The organism is Pseudomonas sp. GT1P32, from assembly GCF_054897805.1.
The window spans coordinates 1,161,842-1,179,848 of the sequence record NZ_CM142704.1; the positions used below are offsets into that span (position 1 = coordinate 1,161,842).

Consider the following 18,007-nt stretch of genomic DNA (forward strand, 5'->3'; position numbering starts at 1 on the left):
ACGGAAGACTCACCCATGTCCGCTTCAACCTTCGACCTGCGCCCGCTCATGGTCGCCAACATGGCCTGCACCATGGCAATGATGGCGTTCGTTTCTTTGATCGGGCCCATCGCCCGGGTGTTGGGTCTGGCCACCTGGCAGGCCGGTGCGGCGGTGACGGTGTCCGGGGTGATCTGGATGGTGCTGGCGCGTCCATGGGGTCAGGCCAGCGACCGCTTCGGACGACGACGCATTCTGTTGCTTGGCACTGCGGGATTCACCCTCGCCTATTGGGCCTTGTGCCTGTTCATCGACACGTCTTTGCGATTCCTGCCTTCAGCGGCGCTGGCGTTTATCGGGCTGATGTTCGGACGCGGGCTGATCGGCGTGTTCTATGCGGCGATCCCGGTCGGCTGTAATGCACTGATTGCCGACAACGTCGAACCGCAACACCGCGCCAAAGCCATGGCCGCATTGGGCGCTGCCAACGCCTGCGGGCTGGTGGTCGGCCCGGCAATCGCCGCCCTGCTGTCCCGCTACAGCCTGAGTCTGCCGTTCTACGCCATGGCTTTTTTACCGTTGTTGGCGTTCCTCGTGCTGCGTTACAAGCTCAAGGCTCAGGAATTGCACTTGCGTCAGGCGCCGCGCAAGGTGCACCTCAACGATCCACGGTTGCGCCGGCCCATGGCGGTCGCGTTCGTGGCGATGCTGTGCGTTTCTGTCGCGCAGATCACCGTCGGCTTCTTCGCCATCGATCGACTGGGCATGAGCCCGGCCGACGCCGCGCAAACGGCCGGTATCGCCCTGACCATGGTCGGCTTCGCGTTGATCTGTTCGCAGCTGGTTGTGCGTCGACTGGAATGGCCGCCGCTACGGCTGATCCGGGTCGGCGCGATGGTCGCTGCGCTGGGGTTTTCCGGCAGCATCATGGTCGATTCGGCGTGGGGGTTATGGCTGGGGTTCTTTGTCTCGGCGAGCGGCATGGGCCTGATTTTCCCGTCCTTCGCCGCGCTTGCCGCCAATGCGGTCGAGGCCTCGGAGCAAGGCGCGACCGCAGGTTCCATCGGCGCCGCGCAAGGGTTCGGTGTGGTGATCGGGCCGTTGACCGCCACGCTGATCTACGGCATCGAACCGCGCTTGCCGTATCTGGTGGCCGCTGCGTTGTTGCTGCTGGTGGCCCTGTGGCCAGGGCCCCGGCAGCGTCAGGCTTTATAGGATGCGATAGAGCAAGCGTTCAATGCGCACACGACTGACACGCTTGAGGAACTTGGCCACGCCCGCCGGGTAATCCGGCAGGGTTTGCAGGTCCTGATAACGCTCGATGCGCGTGGTGTGCTGGAAGATCTCCGCCAGCTCACTGCGACGCGGCTGCAGCAATTCACCTTTGGGGTCATCAATCAGCAGCGCGTTTTCCAGGTCGAGACGGAATGCGCGCGGATTGAGGTTGTTGCCGGTCAGCAAGGTGTAACGCTGATCGACCCACATGCCTTTCAGGTGATAGGTGTTATCGCCGTCCTTCCACAGGTGCAGGTTCAACTGACCGCTGTCTACGTTGCGTTGATGACGCTTGGCGAAACGCCGCAGGCTGATCTCGTAGAGGTACGGCAACGCCGAGATCACCTTGAACGGCTCGCTCGGCGGGATGTAGAAGTCGTTGGCGGTTTTGTCGCCGACCACGATGTCGATCTTCACACCACGGGCCAATGCCCGGTTGATCTCCCGGGTCACCGCCAACGGCAGGTTGAAGTACGGCGTGCAGATCGTCAGTTGATGCTGGGCACTGGCAATCAACTCGCAGATTACCCGGCTCAACGGGTTGTTCTTGCCGACCCCAAGTAATGGGCTGACCGACAAACCGTCTTTAACCGTGGTGCCCGTCGTGGTGTCGTACGCCGCATGTTTCAGGCGGCTGCGCAGGTCGCCGATGTCGTGGCGCAGGCTGCGGGTGGTCGGCAGGTTCGGCAAATCGAGGCGATGCACCGCTTTCGAGGCGACCAGGCCGTGCTGAACCAGGTGCTGCATCGAATCGGCCAGGGCGCCGTTGTGCAGCAGGTGATAACGGTCGTACCGGTATTTGTCGAATTTGTGCAGATAAACGTTGTTCAGGCTCGCGCCGCTGTAGATCACGCAGTCATCGATCACGAAGCCTTTCAAATGCAGCACGCCGAACAGCTCGCGGGTCTGCACCGGCACACCGTACACCGGGACCACGCTGGCGCGGGTGCGGGTGGTTTCCTGATACCACGCCGAATTGCCCGGCTGTTTGCCGGCACCGATCAAGCCACGCTGGGCGCGCAGCCAGTCGACGACCACCACCACGTCCAGTTCCGGACGCGCCAGTTTGGCGGCGTGCAAGGCATCGAGAATTTCCTGGCCGGCTTCATCCTGTTGCAGGTACAGCGCAACGATGTAGATGCGCTGGGTCGCTGTGGCGATTTTTTCCAACAGGCAACGACGGAATTCGGCAGCGCCAGAGAGGATGGTGACGGCATCGGCGGTCAGCGGAAAACTGCGCAGTTTGGGCAGCAGAGAGCGTTTGAAAAGCGACGGCATAGGGCTCGCAATGGGTCGAATCCGGAGAGGTTGAGAGCTTACACCATGGAGGGGTTTGGGTCTTGTTACGGTCTGTAATAACCCCATCGCTCCCACATGGGAATGCGGTCAACTGTAGGAGCTGGCTTGCCGGCGATGGCGATTTCAAGACCGACACAAAATAATATTTGACAAAGGAGAACGATCGTTCTACTGTGTGCCACATGAACGAAATCACTAGCAACGACACACGCGACATCATTCTGGATGTCACCGAAAAGTTGATCTACAAAAGTGGCATCGCTGCCACGGGCATGGATCTTCTGGTGAAAACCGCCGGCGTCTCCAGAAAAAGCATCTACCGCTACTTCGCCAACAAGGAGGAGTTGACCGTCGCTGCCCTGCAACGCCGCGACGTGCGCTGGATGCTCTGGTACAGAAGTGCCGTCGACCAGGCCGAAACCCCGGCCGACCGGCTGCTCAACCTGTTTACCGTGCTCAAGGCCTGGTTTGCCTCCGAAGGCTTCCGTGGCTGCGCTTTCATCAACACCAGCGGTGAAACCGGCGACCCGCAAGACCCGGTCCGGCTGGTCGCCAAAGAACACAAACAGAAGCTGCTCGACTACGTGCGCGAGCTCTGCACCGAACATGGCGCAACCGACCCGGAGACGCTGGCCAAACAGCTGCTGATCCTGATCGATGGCGCCATTACCGTGGCGCTTGTCATGGGTGATCACAGTGCCGCCGATAATGCGCAATGCATGGCGCGAAAGTTATTGGACCTGTAACACTTTAAACAAGCCCGACAACTTGCTTGAACTTTAACTTTATAGGGAGACTTTAAATGTCTAACGCCGAAGTTCGTCCGCCATTGCCGCCGTTTACCCGTGAATCGGCCATCGAAAAAGTTCGCCTGGCCGAAGATGGCTGGAACTCCCGTGACGCAGAGCGCGTGTCTCTGGCCTACACACTGGACACCAAATGGCGCAACCGCGCCGAATTCGCCTACAACCGTGAAGAAGCCAAAGGTTTCCTGACGCGCAAATGGGCCAAGGAACTGGACTATCGACTGATCAAGGAACTCTGGGCGTTCACCGGCAACCGCATCGCCGTGCGCTACGCCTATGAATGGCACGACGACTCGGGCAACTGGTTCCGTTCCTACGGCAACGAAAACTGGGAGTTCGACGAGAACGGCCTGATGGCCAACCGGTTCGCCTGCATCAACGACATGCCGATCAAGGAAAGCGAGCGCAAGTTCCACTGGCCGCTGGGGCGTCGCCCGGATGATCATCCGGGGTTGTCCGACCTGGGTCTGTAAACACACATCGCACCCCTGTAGGAGCCGGCTTGCCGGCGATAGCGTCCTCACATTCAACGAAGATGTTGTCTGTGATACCGCCATCGCCGGCAAGCCGGCTCCTACAAAGGTTTGTGGTGGTCAGGCGACTTCGGCTTGTTTCACGCGGGCCTCAGCCTCCAGCTCCCGCACCAACGGCAGCACCCGCTTGCCGAAATACTTCACCTCTTCCTGAAAGTGCAAAAATCCCGCCAGCACCAAATCCACGCCCACCGCTTTCAACGCCACAATCCGCTCGGCAATTTGCCGCGGCGTGCCGATCAGGTTGGTCTTGAAGCCGTCGTTGTACTGCACCAGATCCTCGAACGTCGATTTGGCCCAATTGCCCTCGCCTTCCGGTGATGCCCTGCCCGCCTGTTTCGCCGCATCGCCAAAGGCATTCACCGCTTCCGGATCAGCCTGATCGATGATCTGCGCCAGCACTGCGCGTGCCTCTTCTTCGGTGTCGCGGGCGATGACGAACGCGTTGACCCCGACCTTCACCGAGTGATTGTTCGCGGCGGCCTTGCTGCGGATATCGTCGACTTGCGCCTTGATGCCTTCCGGTGTGTTGCCGTTGGTGAAGTACCAGTCCGAAACTCGTGCCGCCATGTCCCGTGCTGCACGGGAGCTGCCGCCCTGAAAGATTTCCGGTTGGCCCAGCGGTTTCGGTTTGAGGCTGTAATTGTCGAAGCGGTAGAAGTCACCGCGAAAAGTGAAGTTGTCCTGGCTCCAGATGCCTTTGAGCGAGCGAATGAATTCTTCGGAGCGGCGATAGCGCTCGTCGTGCTCCAGCCAGTGTTCGCCGATCGCCTGGAATTCACCTTTGAACCAACCACTGACGATGTTCACCGCGATGCGGCCGTTGGTCAGTTGATCGATGGTCGCCAGTTGCTTGGCCGCCAGCGCGGGTTGCCAGGGCCCGGGCAGGATCGCCGCGATGACTTTCAATGTGGTGGTGGCGGCGAGCAGCGCGTGGCTAAAGGCGACAGACTCATGCTGGTACTCGGCACCGTAACCGGCGGTGAAGCGAATCTGAGTCAGGGCATATTCGAACCCCGCCTCTTCGGCCAGTTGCGCCAGTTTGCGGTTGTAGTCGATGCCCCAGTGGGTGCGTTGCTCGATCTTGCTGACCACCAGCCCGCCGCTGACGTTCGGCACCCAGTAGGCAAATTTGACGGCTTGCTGACTCATTGGCGTGTCCTCGGGACGTTAGGAAGTCCTTGGGTGAGAGCAGCAACCGTGCCAGTGCTTTCCTGTACCGACCGAAATCCCCTGTGGGAGCGGGCTTGCCCGCGATAGCGGTTGAACATTCAACATATGTGTTGGCTGACACACCGCCATCGCGAGCAGGCTCGCTCCCACAGGAATCGGTGTGTGTCAGGGCAATTTGCTGTGTTGCTGTTGACCCAGCAACACTTGGGCCATATGCAGGCCTGCTCACCCCCGCAAATCCTGGCGGCCTCTACCCGGCATGGACCATGCAATCCCCCTTGGCATCCACTGCCGATCCAAGGAGCTGTCCCATGACCGAACACCAGGTAATCAATCCGCTGTCCATTGGCACTGACTATGAAGCGCTGGCCGCGAGATTCCGCCCGATTTTCCAGCGCATCGCCGCCGGTGCCGTTGAGCGTGAACAGTCGCGCAGCCTGCCTTACGAGCCCATCCAGTGGCTGAAGGAAGCAGGTTTCGGCGCGGTGTGCGTGCCGGTGGAATACGGTGGTGGCGGCGCCTCCCTGCCTCAGCTGTTTGAGTTGCTGATCGAACTGGCCGAAGCCGATTCCAACGTGCCCCAGGCATTGCGCGGACATTTCGCGTTTGCCGAGGACCGCTTGAACGCCACGCCAGGGCCTGCACGGGACCTGTGGTTCAAACGCTTTGTCGACGGCGACATTGTCGGCTGCGCCTGGACTGAAATCGGCAATGTGGCGATTGGCGATGTGATCACCAAAGTCTCGCCCAATGGCGACGGCTGGCGGCTCAACGGTGAGAAGTTTTACAGCACCGGCAGCCTGTTTTCCGACTGGATCGACGTCTACGCCCAGCGCAGTGACACCGGTGGCGATGTCATCGCAGCGGTGCGCACCCGGCAACCGGGGATCGTGCAAAGCGATGACTGGGACGGTTTCGGTCAGCGCACCACGGGCAGCGGCACGTCGCGGTTTATCGACGCCGAGGTGGACGTCGAAAACATCATCGACTTCGCCACCCGTTTCAAATACCAAACGGCGTTTTATCAGCTCGTGCTGTTGGCCACGCTGGCCGGGATCGGTCGCGCTGCGTTACGTGACGTGGCGCATCAGGTACGTGAGCGCAAACGTATTTACAGCCATGGCAATGCCCAGCGCGTCAGCGAGGACTCGCAAGTTCAACAAGTCGTCGGTGAAGTGGCGGCGCTGGTATACGCCGCCGAAGCGAGCGCGTTGAAGGCCGCGCAACCGGCGCAGCGAGCGTATCTGGCGCGGTTTTCGGGCGATGACGCGCTGGAGCGGGCGGCGAATGTTGCGGCGGAGCTCGAATCGGCGAAAGCGCAGGTGGTGGTGTCGGAGCTGATTCAGCGGGCGACCACCGAGCTGTTCAATGCGCTGGGGGCTTCGGATGTGCGTCAGGGCAAATCGCTGGACCGGCATTGGCGTAATGCGCGGACCGTGTCTTCGCATAATCCGGTGATCTACAAGGCGCGGATTGTCGGGGATTGGGAGATTAACGGGACTGAACCGCCGTTTGTGTGGCAGATCGGGAATGGGCCTGCCTCCAAGTGATGTAGCGCCTGCAAGTCAGTCTTCGCGGGCAAGCCTCGCTCCTACGGTTAAGCGCATTCCCCCTGTAGGAGCGAGCGGGCGGCGATCCGACTTGCCCGCGAAGAGGCCACACCAGTCGCAGCAAAAGTTGGATCTAGGTAAGATACCGGCCCTTCCCCGCAGCCCTTTGCTGCACCCCGCCGAATAAGCCCATTTCCATGCCTTTCGAACTCAGCGTTGACCTCACCACCCTCGCCATCCTGGCCGTCGTCGCCTTCATTGCCGGTTTCATCGACGCCATTGCCGGTGGCGGCGGTCTGCTGACCACTCCGGCGCTGTTGACCGCTGGCCTGCCGCCGCACCTGGTGCTGGGCACCAACAAACTCAGTTCGACCTTCGGCTCGGCCACCGCCAGTTTCACCTTCTATCGGCGCAAACTGTTCCATCCCCGGCAGTGGGTGCACGCCATCGTCGGCACCTTGGTTGGCGCGCTGACCGGTGCCGTAGTCGCGCATTACCTGCCCGCCGAGTGGCTGAACAAAATGCTGCCGGTGATCGTGTTCGCCTGCGGCCTCTACCTGTTGTTCGGTGGCACGCCGAAAGCGCCGCTGGACAGCGACGCCCCGATCAAGAAAAAGTGGCAATCGACCCAAGGCTTCAGCCTCGGTTTCTACGACGGTGTGGCCGGCCCCGGCACCGGAGCGTTCTGGACCGTGAGCAGCCTGCTGATGTACCCCATCGACCTGGTGAAGGCCAGCGGCGTGGCGCGCAGCATGAACTTCGTCAGCAACATTGCGGCGCTGTCGGTGTTCATCTTTTCCGGGCAAGTGGACTGGATCATCGGCCTGAGCATGGGCCTGTCGGTGATGGTCGGTGCGTTCTTCGGTGCGCGCTCCGCCATCAGCGGCGGAGCCAAGTTCATTCGTCCGGTGTTCATCACCGTAGTGCTGGGTCTGACCGTGCGCCTAGCCTGGCAGCACTGGTTCAGCGTGGCCTAAGCGCCGCGCCACATAGACGTCGATCAGGTAACGGGCAATCGAGCGTGACGCCGGCAACGGCGGCAGCTCGTGCACGTTGAACCACTGGGCGTCCTCGATCTCGTCCTCCTGACAGACAATCTCGCCGCCGGCGTATTCGGCGTGAAAGCCAAGCATCATCGAGTGCGGGAACGGCCAGCACTGGCTGCCCATGTACTGGATGTTCTTGACCTCGATCTGCACCTCTTCACGCACCTCGCGAATCAGGCAGTCTTCAGCAGACTCGCCCGGCTCGGCAAAACCCGCCAGCGTGCTGTAGACCCCGGTGACAAACCGTGGCGAACGCGCCAGCAAGACTTCATCGCCACGGGTGATCAGCACGATCATGCTCGGCGAAATCCGCGGGTAATAGCGCAAATTGCACGGCTCGCAATACATCGCCCGTTCACGCGGCACCTGCAAGGTCGCCTGCCCGCAGTTACCGCAAAAACGGTGTTCACGGGCCCAGGTGCCGATCTGCGCGGCATAACCCAGCACTTTGTAAACCGCGTGATCGCCATCGAGCATGAACGCCCGCAAGCCTTTCCAGTTGCAGCCCGGTACTTCGCTGTGACTGCGCAGCTCCAGCAGGTAGACCGGTTCGCCATCCAGATGACCGATGCCGTGCTCGGCCAGAACCGGCAGGTCCTGACGCTTGAGCCATTCACGCGGGAACAGCGCGCCATTGTCGTCGAACAGGAAGCCTTCGGGGCTGCGCGCGACGGCCCAGCCGCCCGGTTGATCGGTGTCCAGTACTGCGGTGGTCCAGCGTGAAGTCATTTTTCAATCAATCCAGAAATTCGGGTTTCTGTTTGCTCATATGGGCGGCCATGGCCACGCGCAAGTCAGTGGATTGCAGCATGGCGGCGTTCCAGGTAGCGACGTATTCGAGGCCGTCGTCAATGCGATGGTCGCGCATGTAGCTGATCATCTCTTTGGTGCCGGTGATCGCAATCGGCGACTTGCCGGCGATGTCCCGGGCAATGCCCATGACACCGTCGAGCAGGCTGGCGGCGTCGCTGTAGACGCGATTGACCAGGCCGATGCTGCGCGCTTCCTCGGCGCCAAACGAGCGACCAGTGTAAGCCAGTTCACGCAGCATGCCGTCACCGATGATCCGCGGCAAGCGTTGCAAGGTGCCAACGTCGGCGGCCATGCCGATGTCGATTTCCTTGATCGAGAATTGCGCGTCTTCGGCGGCATAACGCATGTCGCAGGATGCAATCAGGTCGATCGCGCCACCCAGGCAATAACCCTGAATCGCTGCCAGCACCGGCTTGCGGCAGTTGTCGACGGCATTGAAAGACGCTTGCAGCGCGAGGATCTTGCGGCGCAGCAGGCGTGCATTGCGGCCGACGTCCTTGCCCAGTTCATTGGCCACACCGGCCAGCATCATCAGGTCGATACCGGAGGAAAAGTGTTTGCCGGCGCCGCTGAGCACCACCACCCGGACTTCGTCGGTGTCATCGATCCACTGGAAGATCTCGATGATCTCGCTCCAGAACGCGGCGTTCATCGAGTTGATCTTTTCCGGACGATTGATCTGCACATGGGCAATTTTATCGGCCAGTTCGACGGTGAACGCAGTGTACTGAGACATGGCAGTGATCCTTTACCGGGCAAAAAATGAGGCCCGAACTATAACAAGGCAACCCGCGCCGCAGTAAGGCAGCGGTTCGGCCAAAAGCGGGACCTGCGAGCGCACCACAACAGTGCGCAGCCGTAATCGCTCTCGCACATTCATGTGACTGCCAGGTTACTTTTTGGGGCTGAATCGCGGAAAAACATGCACTTCGTCGGAGCGTTCTGCCCTCTATCCGGCACGTTCGTACCGCTTTTAACCGATTGTCGAACAATTTTGCCATATGGCCTTCACCGCTCTAAGTTCTGGCCTAGACTCCTTTTCGCGGGGCAAAACCGGTCGGTCACAAAGTGCCAAAAAAATCGAAACTTTTGCCATTTGTGGCCGGTCCTCTGAAAGGTAGGTGCGTTGCGACTGGTGCAATCCTTGCAACGGCCACTCCAGCCATTCTGCTTTAACGCATGGGCAGCGTTTGCTCACCGATGCGTAGCGCGTTTGCGCCCGGCCACAGGATTTGGCCACGAAGTACCGTTTGCCAGACCTAGAACTAGATCAACAACACGGGAGATTCATATGATCAGTACGGCTTTAGATATTCAGGGAGAACGTGCTCATCAGCAGGTCGGCGAAACGAGCGCCGTGAGCGCCCCAAGTGCCCAATCGATCAGCGTTACGGGCACCAAGACGTTGACGCCGGTGGTCAGTCAGAATCCCAACAGAAAGAAAGTGTTGTTCGTGACCTCGGAAATCGCCGACCTGGTGAAGACCGGCGGTCTGGGTGATGTTTCCGCGGCGCTGCCCCGGGCCATGGCGCAATTGCACGATGTGCGTGTGCTGATCCCCGGTTACCCGCAAGTGCTGCACAGCGAAAACCCGATTCACATTATTGGTGAACTCGGTGGTCATGCCGCGCTGCCTGCCTGCAAGATCGGGCGCATGGACATGCCCGACGGTCTGGTTATTTACGTGTTGATCTGTCCTGAACTGTACGAGCGCGAAGGTTCACCTTACGGCGCCAATAACGGCCGCGACTGGCCGGACAACCATATTCGTTTCGCCCGCCTGGGCCTGGCGGCTGCCGACATCGCCGCCAACCTCGCACAAATCCACTGGTGCCCGGACCTGGTGCACGCCCATGACTGGCCCGCCGGCCTGGCCCCTGCCTATATGCACTGGCGCGGTCAACGCACGCCGACGCTGTTCACCATTCACAACCTCGCTTATCAAGGCGTGACCAGCCTGGGGTCGTGCCCCGAGCTGGGCATTCCCGCACATGCCCTGCAACAGGAAGGCATGGAGTTTTACGGCAAGATGTCGTTCCTCAAGGCCGGCATGGCTTATTCGAGCCACATCACCACTGTCAGCGCCACCTACGCCCAGGAAATTACCACGCCGGCCTTCGGCTGCGGCCTCGACGGTTTTCTTGACGCCAAGACCCAGCAAGGCCTGCTCAGCGGCATTCCAAATGGCATCGATGAGAGCTGGGACGCCGCCACGGACACCCACCTGTTCCGTCCGTTCAGCATCGGTGACTGGGAAGGCAAAGCGGTCAACGCGGCGCACGTGCGCGAGTTGTTCGGGCTGGACGACTCCGAAGGTCCGCTGTTCGCCGTGGTCTCGCGTCTGGTCTATCAGAAAGGCCTGGACCTGACGGAAGGCGTGTCCGAGTACATCGTCAAATCCGGTGGACAGATCGCGATCATCGGGCGCGGCGAGCCGGAAGAAGAACAGGCAATGCGTGAACTGGCCCTGCGCTTTCCAGGGCAGATCGGCGTGCGCATCGGCTTCAACGAAACCGACGCCCGCCGCATGTTCGCCGGCAGCGATTTCCTGCTGATGCCCTCGCGTTATGAACCGTGCGGCTTGAGCCAGATGTACGCCCAGCGTTTTGGTTCGTTGCCGGTGGCACGCAACACCGGCGGCCTGGCCGACACCATCGAAAATGGCGTGACCGGTTTCCTGTTCGACGAATCCACGGTCGAGAGTTATCAGGAAGCCCTGAGCCGTGCCTTCAAGGTGTTCGCCTTTCCTGGCTTGCTCAATGCCATGCGTTGCCGGGCCATGGCCGCACCGTTCAACTGGTGCAAAGCCGTCGAACCCTACGCCGAACTCTACGAACAGCTGGTGGCTAAAGCGCTGGGGAAATCGAACAAACAGTAAGAGGTTTTCAACGATGCCGTTACGGACCCTTGAGACCTGGCCCCACGGCGCAATCATGCTGGACGCAGAGCACACGCGTTTTGCCTTGTGGGCGCCGGATGCTTTTTTTGTCAGTGTCGAACTGGAAGATGGACAGTCCTTGCCGTTGCTGCCTCAGGCCGATGGCTGGTTCGTGATCAAGACGCGCTGTCCTGCGGGCACGCGTTACCGCTACAACATTGATGGCGAACTCGAGGTGCCCGACCCGGCCTCCCGCGCTCAGGCCGGTGACATTCATCGGCACAGCGTGGTGGTCGATCCCCTCGCCTACACGTGGCGACACCGCGACTGGCTGGGACGGCCCTGGAACGAGGCGGTGATCTACGAGTTGCATGTCGGTGCGCTCGGCGGTTTCGTCGAGGTCGAGCAGCACCTGGCGCGGCTTGCCGGACTGGGCATTACTGCCATCGAACTGATGCCGCTGGCGCAGTTCCCCGGTGATCGCAATTGGGGCTACGACGGGGTTCTGCCCTACGCGCCCCAGGCGTCCTACGGCACGCCCGAGCAACTCAAGCACCTGATCGACAGCGCCCACGGCCATGGTCTGGCGGTGATGCTCGACGTGGTCTACAACCACTTCGGCCCGGACGGCAATTATCTGCATCGCTACGCCAAGGCGTTCTTCAATGAAGACAAGCACACGCCTTGGGGAGCGGCCATCGACTTCCGTCGACGCGAGGTGCGCGACTTCTTTATCGACAATGCGTTGATGTGGTTGCTGGAATACCGTTTTGACGGTTTGCGCTTCGACGCGGTGCACGCGATCAAAAGCCCGGACTTTCTACAGGAACTGGCGCAACGCATCCGGCAGCAAATCGACCCGGCGCGCCACGTGTGGCTGACAGTCGAAAACGAACACAACCAGGCCAGCCTGCTGCAGGAAGGTTACGACGCGCAGTGGAACGACGACGGCCACAACGCCTTGCACGTGCTGCTGACCGGTGAAACCGAGGCCTATTACGCCGACTATGCCGACAACCCTACCGAGCAGTTGGCACGCTGCCTGAGCCAGGGCTTCGTGTTCCAGGGCCACACCAACCGCCACGGCGTAGCTCGCGGCGAGCCCAGCGGTCATTTGCCGCCCACGGCGTTTGTGCTGTTCTTGCAGAACCATGACCAGATCGGCAATCGCGCATTCGGCGAACGGCTGCACCAACTCGCCCACCCCGACGCCTTAAAAGCCGCGACGGCATTGTTGCTGTTATCGCCGATGATCCCGCTGATGTTCATGGGCGACGAGTTTGCCGCCGAGCAACCGTTCCTGTTCTTCACCAGCCATCATGGCGAACTGGCGGAACTTGTTCGTGAAGGTCGGCGTAACGAATTTTGCGCATTCGACGCATTTGCCGATCCGGCAAAGCGTCAACAGATTCCCGACCCGAACGCGCAGCAGACCTTCGAAGACTCTCGGCCGAATCTGACGGCGAGCGGGCAGTCGGCCATTTACGCGCTGTATCGCCAACTGCTGAAAATCCGCCACGAGCAGATCATCGCGCGACTGCCTGGTGCACACCCGTTGGGTGCCGAGGTACTGGCGCCAGGCGCGGTGAGCGCACGCTGGCAATTGGGCGATGGCAGCCTGCTGCGCATTGACCTGAACCTCAGCGACAAGCCGGTGGTCCACTCCCCACAGGCCGGCACTTCGTTGTTGTTCGAACACCCGCCGAAGTCCGCCGACCTGCTGAATCAGGGCACCCTTGCCCCGTATTGCGCGCTAGTCAGCCTCACGGCCGCAGCCCCTTTGCTACCCCCGGATGGAGAGCGCCCATGAGCGATGCGCAATTGGAAATACTGGCCAGCCGAGCTGGCCTGGCCGTCGACTGGATCGATGCCAACGGCCGCCCACAAAAAGTCGCGCCATCGGTGTTACGCAATGTCCTGACCGGGCTCGGCCACCCGGCCGGCAGCGCCCAGGAAATCGATGCCAGCCTGCAAGAACTGCTACAGGTTCAACAAACCCGGCATCTGCCGCCGCTGCTGACCGCGGACTTTGGTGTGGGCCTCAACCTCGCGCATTATTTCGAGCCGCAGACACCCTGCGAGATCCACCTTGAAGACGGCTCGCGGCTCAACCTGAAACTGGATGCCCAGGCGATGTTGCCCGGCCTGATTCCCGTCGGTTATCAGCACGTCAGTATCGATGGCCAATCCTTTACGCTGGCCGTGGCGCCGGCGCGCTGCTACAGCGTCGGCGATGCGGTCGACAGCCCGATCCCTCGCGCCTGGGGGCTGAGCGTGCAGCTGTACTCGCTGCGCCGTCCCGGCGATGGCGGTTTTGGCGACACCCAGGCGCTGGAAGATCTGGCCCGCGTGGCCGGTGAGCGTGGCGCCGAAGCGCTGGCCATCAGTCCGCTGCACGCGATGTTCAGCAGCGACACCCAACGCTATAGCCCTTATTCGCCGTCCAGCCGCCTGTTCCTCAACAGCCTGTACGCGGCGCCCGGCGCGATCCTTGGCGAGCGAGCGATGCGCACGGCGATTGACACCACCGGGCTCGCCGCCGAGCTCAAGCATCTGGAGCAACAGCCGCTGGTTGATTGGCCCGTGGCGGCCGACGCCAAGCACCGTCTGTTGCAGGCGTTGTACGAAGGATTTGTCCAGGGCGAACACCCGTTGCACGCCGATTTCAGCAGCTTCCGCCACGCGGCTGGCGAAGCGCTGGAGAACCACTGTCGTTTCGAAGCCATTCAGGAAGCCCGTGCCGCCAAAGGTGAAAACCTCGACTGGCGCGAGTGGCCCGAGCAATGGCGCGACCCACGCAGCGCCGCGCTGGCTGAATTTGCCGAAGAGAACGCCGGGCGCATCGGCTTCTTCGCCTTCTGCCAGTGGCTGATGACCCGTTGCCTGGAGCGCGCACAAACCGCCGCGCGCAGCAGCGGCATGAGCATCGGCCTGATCGCCGATCTGGCGGTCGGTGCCGACGGCGGTGGTAGCCAGGCCTGGAGTCGCCAGGACGAATTGCTCGCCTCGCTGACGGTGGGTGCGCCGCCGGACATTCTCAATCGCGCGGGCCAGGGCTGGGGGATTTCTGCGTTCTCGCCCGAAGGCCTGGTGCGTCACGGATTTCGTGCGTTCATCGAAATGCTCCGGGCCAACTTCGCCAATGCCGGCGGCCTGCGCATCGATCACGTCATGGGCCTGCAACGGCTGTGGGTGATCCCCAACGGCGCGTCACCCGCCGATGGTGCTTATCTGTATTACCCGGTGGACGATCTGCTGCGCCTGCTGACCCTCGAGTCCCATCGACATCAGGCCATCGTCCTTGGCGAAGACCTCGGCACGGTGCCGGACGGGCTGCGGGAAAAACTCATCGCCCGTTCGATACTCGGCATGCGCGTGTTGCTGTTCGAGCAGGACAACACACATTTCAAGCCGATCCTCGACTGGCCGGACAACGCACTGGCCACCACCAGCACCCACGATTTGCCGACGCTCAACGGCTGGTGGCATGGCCACGATATCGACTGGAATGCCCGATTGGGCCTGGTCGACGCCACGGGTGAAATCGAGTGGCGCCGTCACCGTGAACGGGAGCGCGAAGGCCTGCGCCGGGTGTTGAGCCAGGACCCGCAGAACTTCCGCGAAGAGTCCCATGAGACCGATCAGATACTCGACGCAGCCATTCGCTTCCTCGGCCATACCCGCGCGCCGCTGGTGTTGCTGCCGCTGGAGGATGCACTGGGCATCGAGCAGCAGGCCAACCTGCCCGGCACCATCGACACCCATCCGAATTGGTCGCGTCGCTTGCCCGGCGCCAGCGAAGCCTTGCTCGATGACCTGGACGCTGCCCGGCGCCTGGAATTGCTTGCCTGCGCGCGGCTTCAGGCGGCCGAGCGTGACCAATGAATCAACCACGCGCGACCCTGCGTTTGCAGTTTCATAAGGGCTTCACGCTGGACGATGCGGTGCCGCTGGTGTCCTATTTCGCCCGCCTCGGCATCAGCCATGTCTACGCCTCGCCGCTGCTGAGCGCTCGCGCAGGTTCCATGCACGGCTATGACGTGGTGGACCCGACCACGGTCAACCCGGAACTGGGCGGCGAAGCGGCGTTACGCCGTTTGGTCAGCGCGTTGCGTGAGCAGAACATGGGGCTGATCCTCGACATTGTCTCCAACCACATGGCCGTCGGTGGCGGCGATAATCCCTGGTGGCTGGACTTGCTGGAATGGGGTCGTTTGAGCCCGTACGGCGAGTTTTTCGACATCCAATGGCATTCGCCCGATCCGTTGATGGAGGGTCAGCTCTTGCTGCCATTCCTCGGCAGCGACTATGGCGTGGCGTTGCAGGACGGCACCCTGCCCTTGCGCTTCGATGCGCAGCACGGCGCTTTTTACGTCGAACACTACGATCATCACTTCCCGATTTGCCCGATGAACTACGGCGAATTGCTCAAAGACGATACCGAGCGATTCAAGTCACTGGCCGATCGTTTCAGCGCTTTGAGTTACCAGACGGACGCCCACCGCCTGGCGAAACCGCTGAAAGACGAGCTGCGCGAATTGGCCAGCGACCCGGCCCTGCTTCAAGTCATCGAGCAGAACCTGCAAGCCTACGATTCGCTTACACCAGACGGTTTCCAGCGCCTGCACCGGTTGCTGGAACGTCAAAGCTATCGCCTCGCCAGTTGGCGCACGGCGGCGGATGACATCAACTGGCGGCGCTTTTTCGATATCAACGAGCTGGGCGGTCTGCGTGTCGAGCGCCCGGCTGTGTTCGAAGCGACTCACGCAAAAATCTTCGAACTGGTCGCCGAGGGGCTGATCGACGGCTTGCGCATTGACCACATCGATGGTCTCGCCGATCCACGCGGTTATTGCCGCAAACTGCGGCGCCGGGTCGACAGCCTGGCGCCGGGCCGACACCTGCCGATCTACGTCGAGAAAATTCTCGGCGAAGGTGAAACCCTGCACCGTGACTGGTCGGTGGACGGCACCACCGGTTATGAATTCATGAACCAGGTGTCGCTGCTGCAACATGATCCCGCCGGTGCGCAAACCCTCGGCGAAGTGTGGAACCGCTTCAGCGAGCGGCCTGCCGATTTCCGCCAGGAAGCACACCTGGCCCGTCAGCAAATTCTCAACGGCTCGCTTGCCGGCGACTTCGAAAGTGTCGCCCAGGCGCTGCTGCAAGTGGCCCGGGATGATGTGATGACCCGCGACCTGACCCTCGGCGCGATTCGTCGGGCGTTGCAGGAACTGATCGTGCACTTCCCGGTGTATCGCACCTACATCAGCCCTCGTGGACGCTCCGCCGAGGACGATGGGTTTTTTCAGCAAGCCATGGACGGCGCGCGACAAACCCTCGGCGAAGCGGATTGGCCGGTGCTCGATTGCCTGGCCCGATGGCTGGGTGGCGAACCCTGGCGCAAACGCCCGGTGGGTCGCCCGCGCAAGATGCTCAAGCATGCCTGCGTGCGTTTTCAGCAACTGACTTCACCGGCAGCAGCGAAAGCAGTCGAGGACACCGCGTTTTATCGCTCGGCGGTTTTGCTGTCGCGTAATGACGTGGGGTTCAACACGGAACAATTCAGCGCCCCGGTGGCTGACTTCCATGCCGCGTGCCTCAATCGTCTCGAAGAATTCCCCGACAACCTGCTGGCCACCGCGACCCACGACCACAAACGCGGCGAAGACACCCGTGCCAGGCTGGCGGTGTTGAGCGAGCGCAGCGCGTGGTTCGCCGAGCAGGTGCCGCTCTGGCAGACGCTGGCCCGGCCGGTGCGCGACGACGATGCGATGCCTTCGGCGGGCGATGAATTGATTCTGTATCAGACGATTCTCGGCAGTTGGCCGTTGGAACTGCGCGACGACGATCGGCCCGCGCTTGAGGACTACGTCATACGTCTCTGGCAGTGGCAGCAGAAAGCCTTGCGTGAAGCCAAGCTGCAAAGCAGCTGGAGCGCGCCGAACGATGCATATGAACGAGCGACCCAGGCGTTCATCGAACGACTTCTGCTAAGCCCCGAAGGTGATCTGCTGCGCGCAGCCCTGAGCAAAGCCGTGACGTCCATCGCTGCATCCGGCGCACTTAACGGATTGGCGCAAACCTTGCTGCGCATGACCGTGCCAGGCATTGCGGACCTTTACCAAGGCAACGAGTACTGGGACTTCTCGCTGGTCGATCCGGACAACCGTCGCCCGGTGGATTACGCGAGTCGCCAACACACCATGCAACGTTCGCCGGAACTGCCAGAGCTGCTGGCCAACTGGCGTGACGGACGCATCAAACAAACCCTGATCGCGCGCACATTAAGCCTGCGCGCCAAACATGCCGAGCTGTTTCAACGCGGGACGTATCAAGCGCTGGAAGTGGTCGGCAGCGAGGCACACCGGGTGCTGGCATTTGCGCGCTCGTACAACCAGAAGCAGGCCATCGTGATCGTCCCGATACGCTGTGCAGGCCTGCTGAAAAACAGTGCCGAACCCCATGTCGGCGCGCCGCAGTGGGGCGATACGCGAGTCAAATTACCGTTTACCACCCCTGCCGAAAATCTGAAGGGACTTTTTTCCAGCGTCGCAGTCACAGAACACAAGGAGTTGATGATTGGCGTCGCGCTGGGGGATTTCCCGGTCAATCTCTTTATCCAAAACTTTGAGTTCAGTTCAGGAGCATAGCG

The 18,007-nt window shown here is 61.3% G+C and carries 13 protein-coding genes; 9 read left to right on the top strand and 4 right to left on the bottom strand.

Annotation, left to right across the window (positions count from 1 at the left end; genetic code table 11):
* The first annotated feature begins 15 nt into the window (after positions 1-15).
* The gene (locus ACYZUC_RS05405) at positions 16-1,194 is read left to right on the top strand and encodes an MFS transporter (RefSeq protein ID WP_461994128.1); all 1,179 of its coding nucleotides are present in this window, start codon (positions 16-18) and stop codon (positions 1,192-1,194) included.
* Here ACYZUC_RS05405 and pssA read toward each other — a convergent pair.
* Entirely contained in the window at positions 1,189-2,532 is a 1,344-nt protein-coding gene (gene pssA, locus ACYZUC_RS05410) for a CDP-diacylglycerol--serine O-phosphatidyltransferase (RefSeq protein ID WP_461994130.1), read from the bottom strand. The genes ACYZUC_RS05405 and pssA overlap by 6 nt on opposite strands.
* 203 nt (positions 2,533-2,735) lie before the next feature.
* Between pssA and ACYZUC_RS05415 the strand changes: the two genes are divergently transcribed.
* Both ACYZUC_RS05415 and ACYZUC_RS05420 read left to right on the top strand, forming a co-directional pair.
* Positions 2,736-3,299, top strand: a complete 564-nt coding sequence (locus ACYZUC_RS05415; protein WP_192227246.1) for a TetR/AcrR family transcriptional regulator — start codon at positions 2,736-2,738, stop codon at positions 3,297-3,299.
* A gap of 56 nt (positions 3,300-3,355) precedes the next feature.
* Positions 3,356-3,832, top strand: coding sequence for a nuclear transport factor 2 family protein (locus ACYZUC_RS05420; RefSeq protein ID WP_461994132.1), 477 nt, complete (start codon positions 3,356-3,358; stop codon positions 3,830-3,832).
* A 120-nt stretch (positions 3,833-3,952) separates the two neighbouring features.
* On the opposite strand, the gene sfnG is transcribed toward ACYZUC_RS05420, so the two are convergent.
* A complete protein-coding gene (sfnG, locus tag ACYZUC_RS05425) occupies positions 3,953-5,044 on the bottom strand; it encodes a dimethylsulfone monooxygenase SfnG (protein ID WP_461994134.1) in 1,092 nt (363 codons plus the stop codon).
* A 332-nt stretch (positions 5,045-5,376) separates the two neighbouring features.
* Between sfnG and ACYZUC_RS05430 the strand changes: the two genes are divergently transcribed.
* Positions 5,377-6,615, top strand: coding sequence for an acyl-CoA dehydrogenase family protein (locus ACYZUC_RS05430; protein ID WP_461994136.1), 1,239 nt, complete (start codon positions 5,377-5,379; stop codon positions 6,613-6,615).
* Between the two features lie 197 nt (positions 6,616-6,812).
* Positions 6,813-7,592 (top strand): TSUP family transporter, encoded by a 780-nt coding sequence (locus tag ACYZUC_RS05435; RefSeq protein ID WP_407013482.1) that lies wholly within the window; start codon positions 6,813-6,815, stop codon positions 7,590-7,592.
* On the opposite strand, the gene nudC is transcribed toward ACYZUC_RS05435, so the two are convergent.
* Together nudC and ACYZUC_RS05445 are read right to left on the bottom strand one after the other, a co-directional pair.
* Positions 7,560-8,390: an NAD(+) diphosphatase gene (nudC, locus tag ACYZUC_RS05440; RefSeq protein ID WP_008026265.1), complete on the bottom strand. Its 831-nt coding sequence runs from the start codon at positions 8,388-8,390 to the stop codon at positions 7,560-7,562. The two genes, ACYZUC_RS05435 and nudC, sit on opposite strands and share 33 nt — an antisense overlap.
* A gap of 7 nt (positions 8,391-8,397) precedes the next feature.
* The gene (locus ACYZUC_RS05445; protein ID WP_461994139.1) at positions 8,398-9,210 is read right to left on the bottom strand and encodes a crotonase/enoyl-CoA hydratase family protein; all 813 of its coding nucleotides are present in this window, start codon (positions 9,208-9,210) and stop codon (positions 8,398-8,400) included.
* Positions 9,211-9,765: 555 nt separating this feature from the next.
* Here ACYZUC_RS05445 and glgA point away from each other — a divergent pair.
* The 4 genes from glgA to ACYZUC_RS05465 are packed head-to-tail and all read left to right on the top strand — an operon-like array spanning position 9,766 to position 18,005.
* A complete protein-coding gene (glgA, locus tag ACYZUC_RS05450) occupies positions 9,766-11,352 on the top strand; it encodes a glycogen synthase GlgA (RefSeq protein WP_461994141.1) in 1,587 nt (528 codons plus the stop codon).
* Between the two features lie 13 nt (positions 11,353-11,365).
* Positions 11,366-13,162 carry a malto-oligosyltrehalose trehalohydrolase gene (treZ, locus tag ACYZUC_RS05455; RefSeq protein WP_461994143.1) on the top strand — a complete coding sequence of 599 codons (1,797 nt, stop codon included), beginning with the start codon at positions 11,366-11,368 and terminating at the stop codon, positions 13,160-13,162.
* On the top strand, positions 13,159-15,237 hold the full coding sequence (gene malQ / locus ACYZUC_RS05460) for a 4-alpha-glucanotransferase (protein ID WP_461994145.1): 2,079 nt from the start codon (positions 13,159-13,161) through the stop codon (positions 15,235-15,237). The genes treZ and malQ overlap by 4 nt, the downstream gene beginning before the upstream one ends.
* Entirely contained in the window at positions 15,234-18,005 is a 2,772-nt protein-coding gene (locus ACYZUC_RS05465) for a malto-oligosyltrehalose synthase (RefSeq protein WP_461994147.1), read from the top strand. The genes malQ and ACYZUC_RS05465 overlap by 4 nt, the downstream gene beginning before the upstream one ends.
* Positions 18,006-18,007 lie beyond the last annotated feature (2 nt).

What these genes read in the sequence shown, in the direction of transcription:
- ACYZUC_RS05405 (WP_461994128.1), top strand. Translation starts at nt 16, where the DNA reads ATGTCCGCTTCAACCTTCGACCTGCGCCCGCTCATGGTCGCCAACATG.
- pssA (WP_461994130.1), bottom strand. Translation starts at nt 2,532, where the DNA reads ATGCCGTCGCTTTTCAAACGCTCTCTGCTGCCCAAACTGCGCAGTTTT.
- ACYZUC_RS05415 (WP_192227246.1), top strand. Translation starts at nt 2,736, where the DNA reads ATGAACGAAATCACTAGCAACGACACACGCGACATCATTCTGGATGTC.
- ACYZUC_RS05420 (WP_461994132.1), top strand. Translation starts at nt 3,356, where the DNA reads ATGTCTAACGCCGAAGTTCGTCCGCCATTGCCGCCGTTTACCCGTGAA.
- sfnG (WP_461994134.1), bottom strand. Translation starts at nt 5,044, where the DNA reads ATGAGTCAGCAAGCCGTCAAATTTGCCTACTGGGTGCCGAACGTCAGC.
- ACYZUC_RS05430 (WP_461994136.1), top strand. Translation starts at nt 5,377, where the DNA reads ATGACCGAACACCAGGTAATCAATCCGCTGTCCATTGGCACTGACTAT.
- ACYZUC_RS05435 (WP_407013482.1), top strand. Translation starts at nt 6,813, where the DNA reads ATGCCTTTCGAACTCAGCGTTGACCTCACCACCCTCGCCATCCTGGCC.
- nudC (WP_008026265.1), bottom strand. Translation starts at nt 8,390, where the DNA reads ATGACTTCACGCTGGACCACCGCAGTACTGGACACCGATCAACCGGGC.
- ACYZUC_RS05445 (WP_461994139.1), bottom strand. Translation starts at nt 9,210, where the DNA reads ATGTCTCAGTACACTGCGTTCACCGTCGAACTGGCCGATAAAATTGCC.
- glgA (WP_461994141.1), top strand. Translation starts at nt 9,766, where the DNA reads ATGATCAGTACGGCTTTAGATATTCAGGGAGAACGTGCTCATCAGCAG.
- treZ (WP_461994143.1), top strand. Translation starts at nt 11,366, where the DNA reads ATGCCGTTACGGACCCTTGAGACCTGGCCCCACGGCGCAATCATGCTG.
- malQ (WP_461994145.1), top strand. Translation starts at nt 13,159, where the DNA reads ATGAGCGATGCGCAATTGGAAATACTGGCCAGCCGAGCTGGCCTGGCC.
- ACYZUC_RS05465 (WP_461994147.1), top strand. Translation starts at nt 15,234, where the DNA reads ATGAATCAACCACGCGCGACCCTGCGTTTGCAGTTTCATAAGGGCTTC.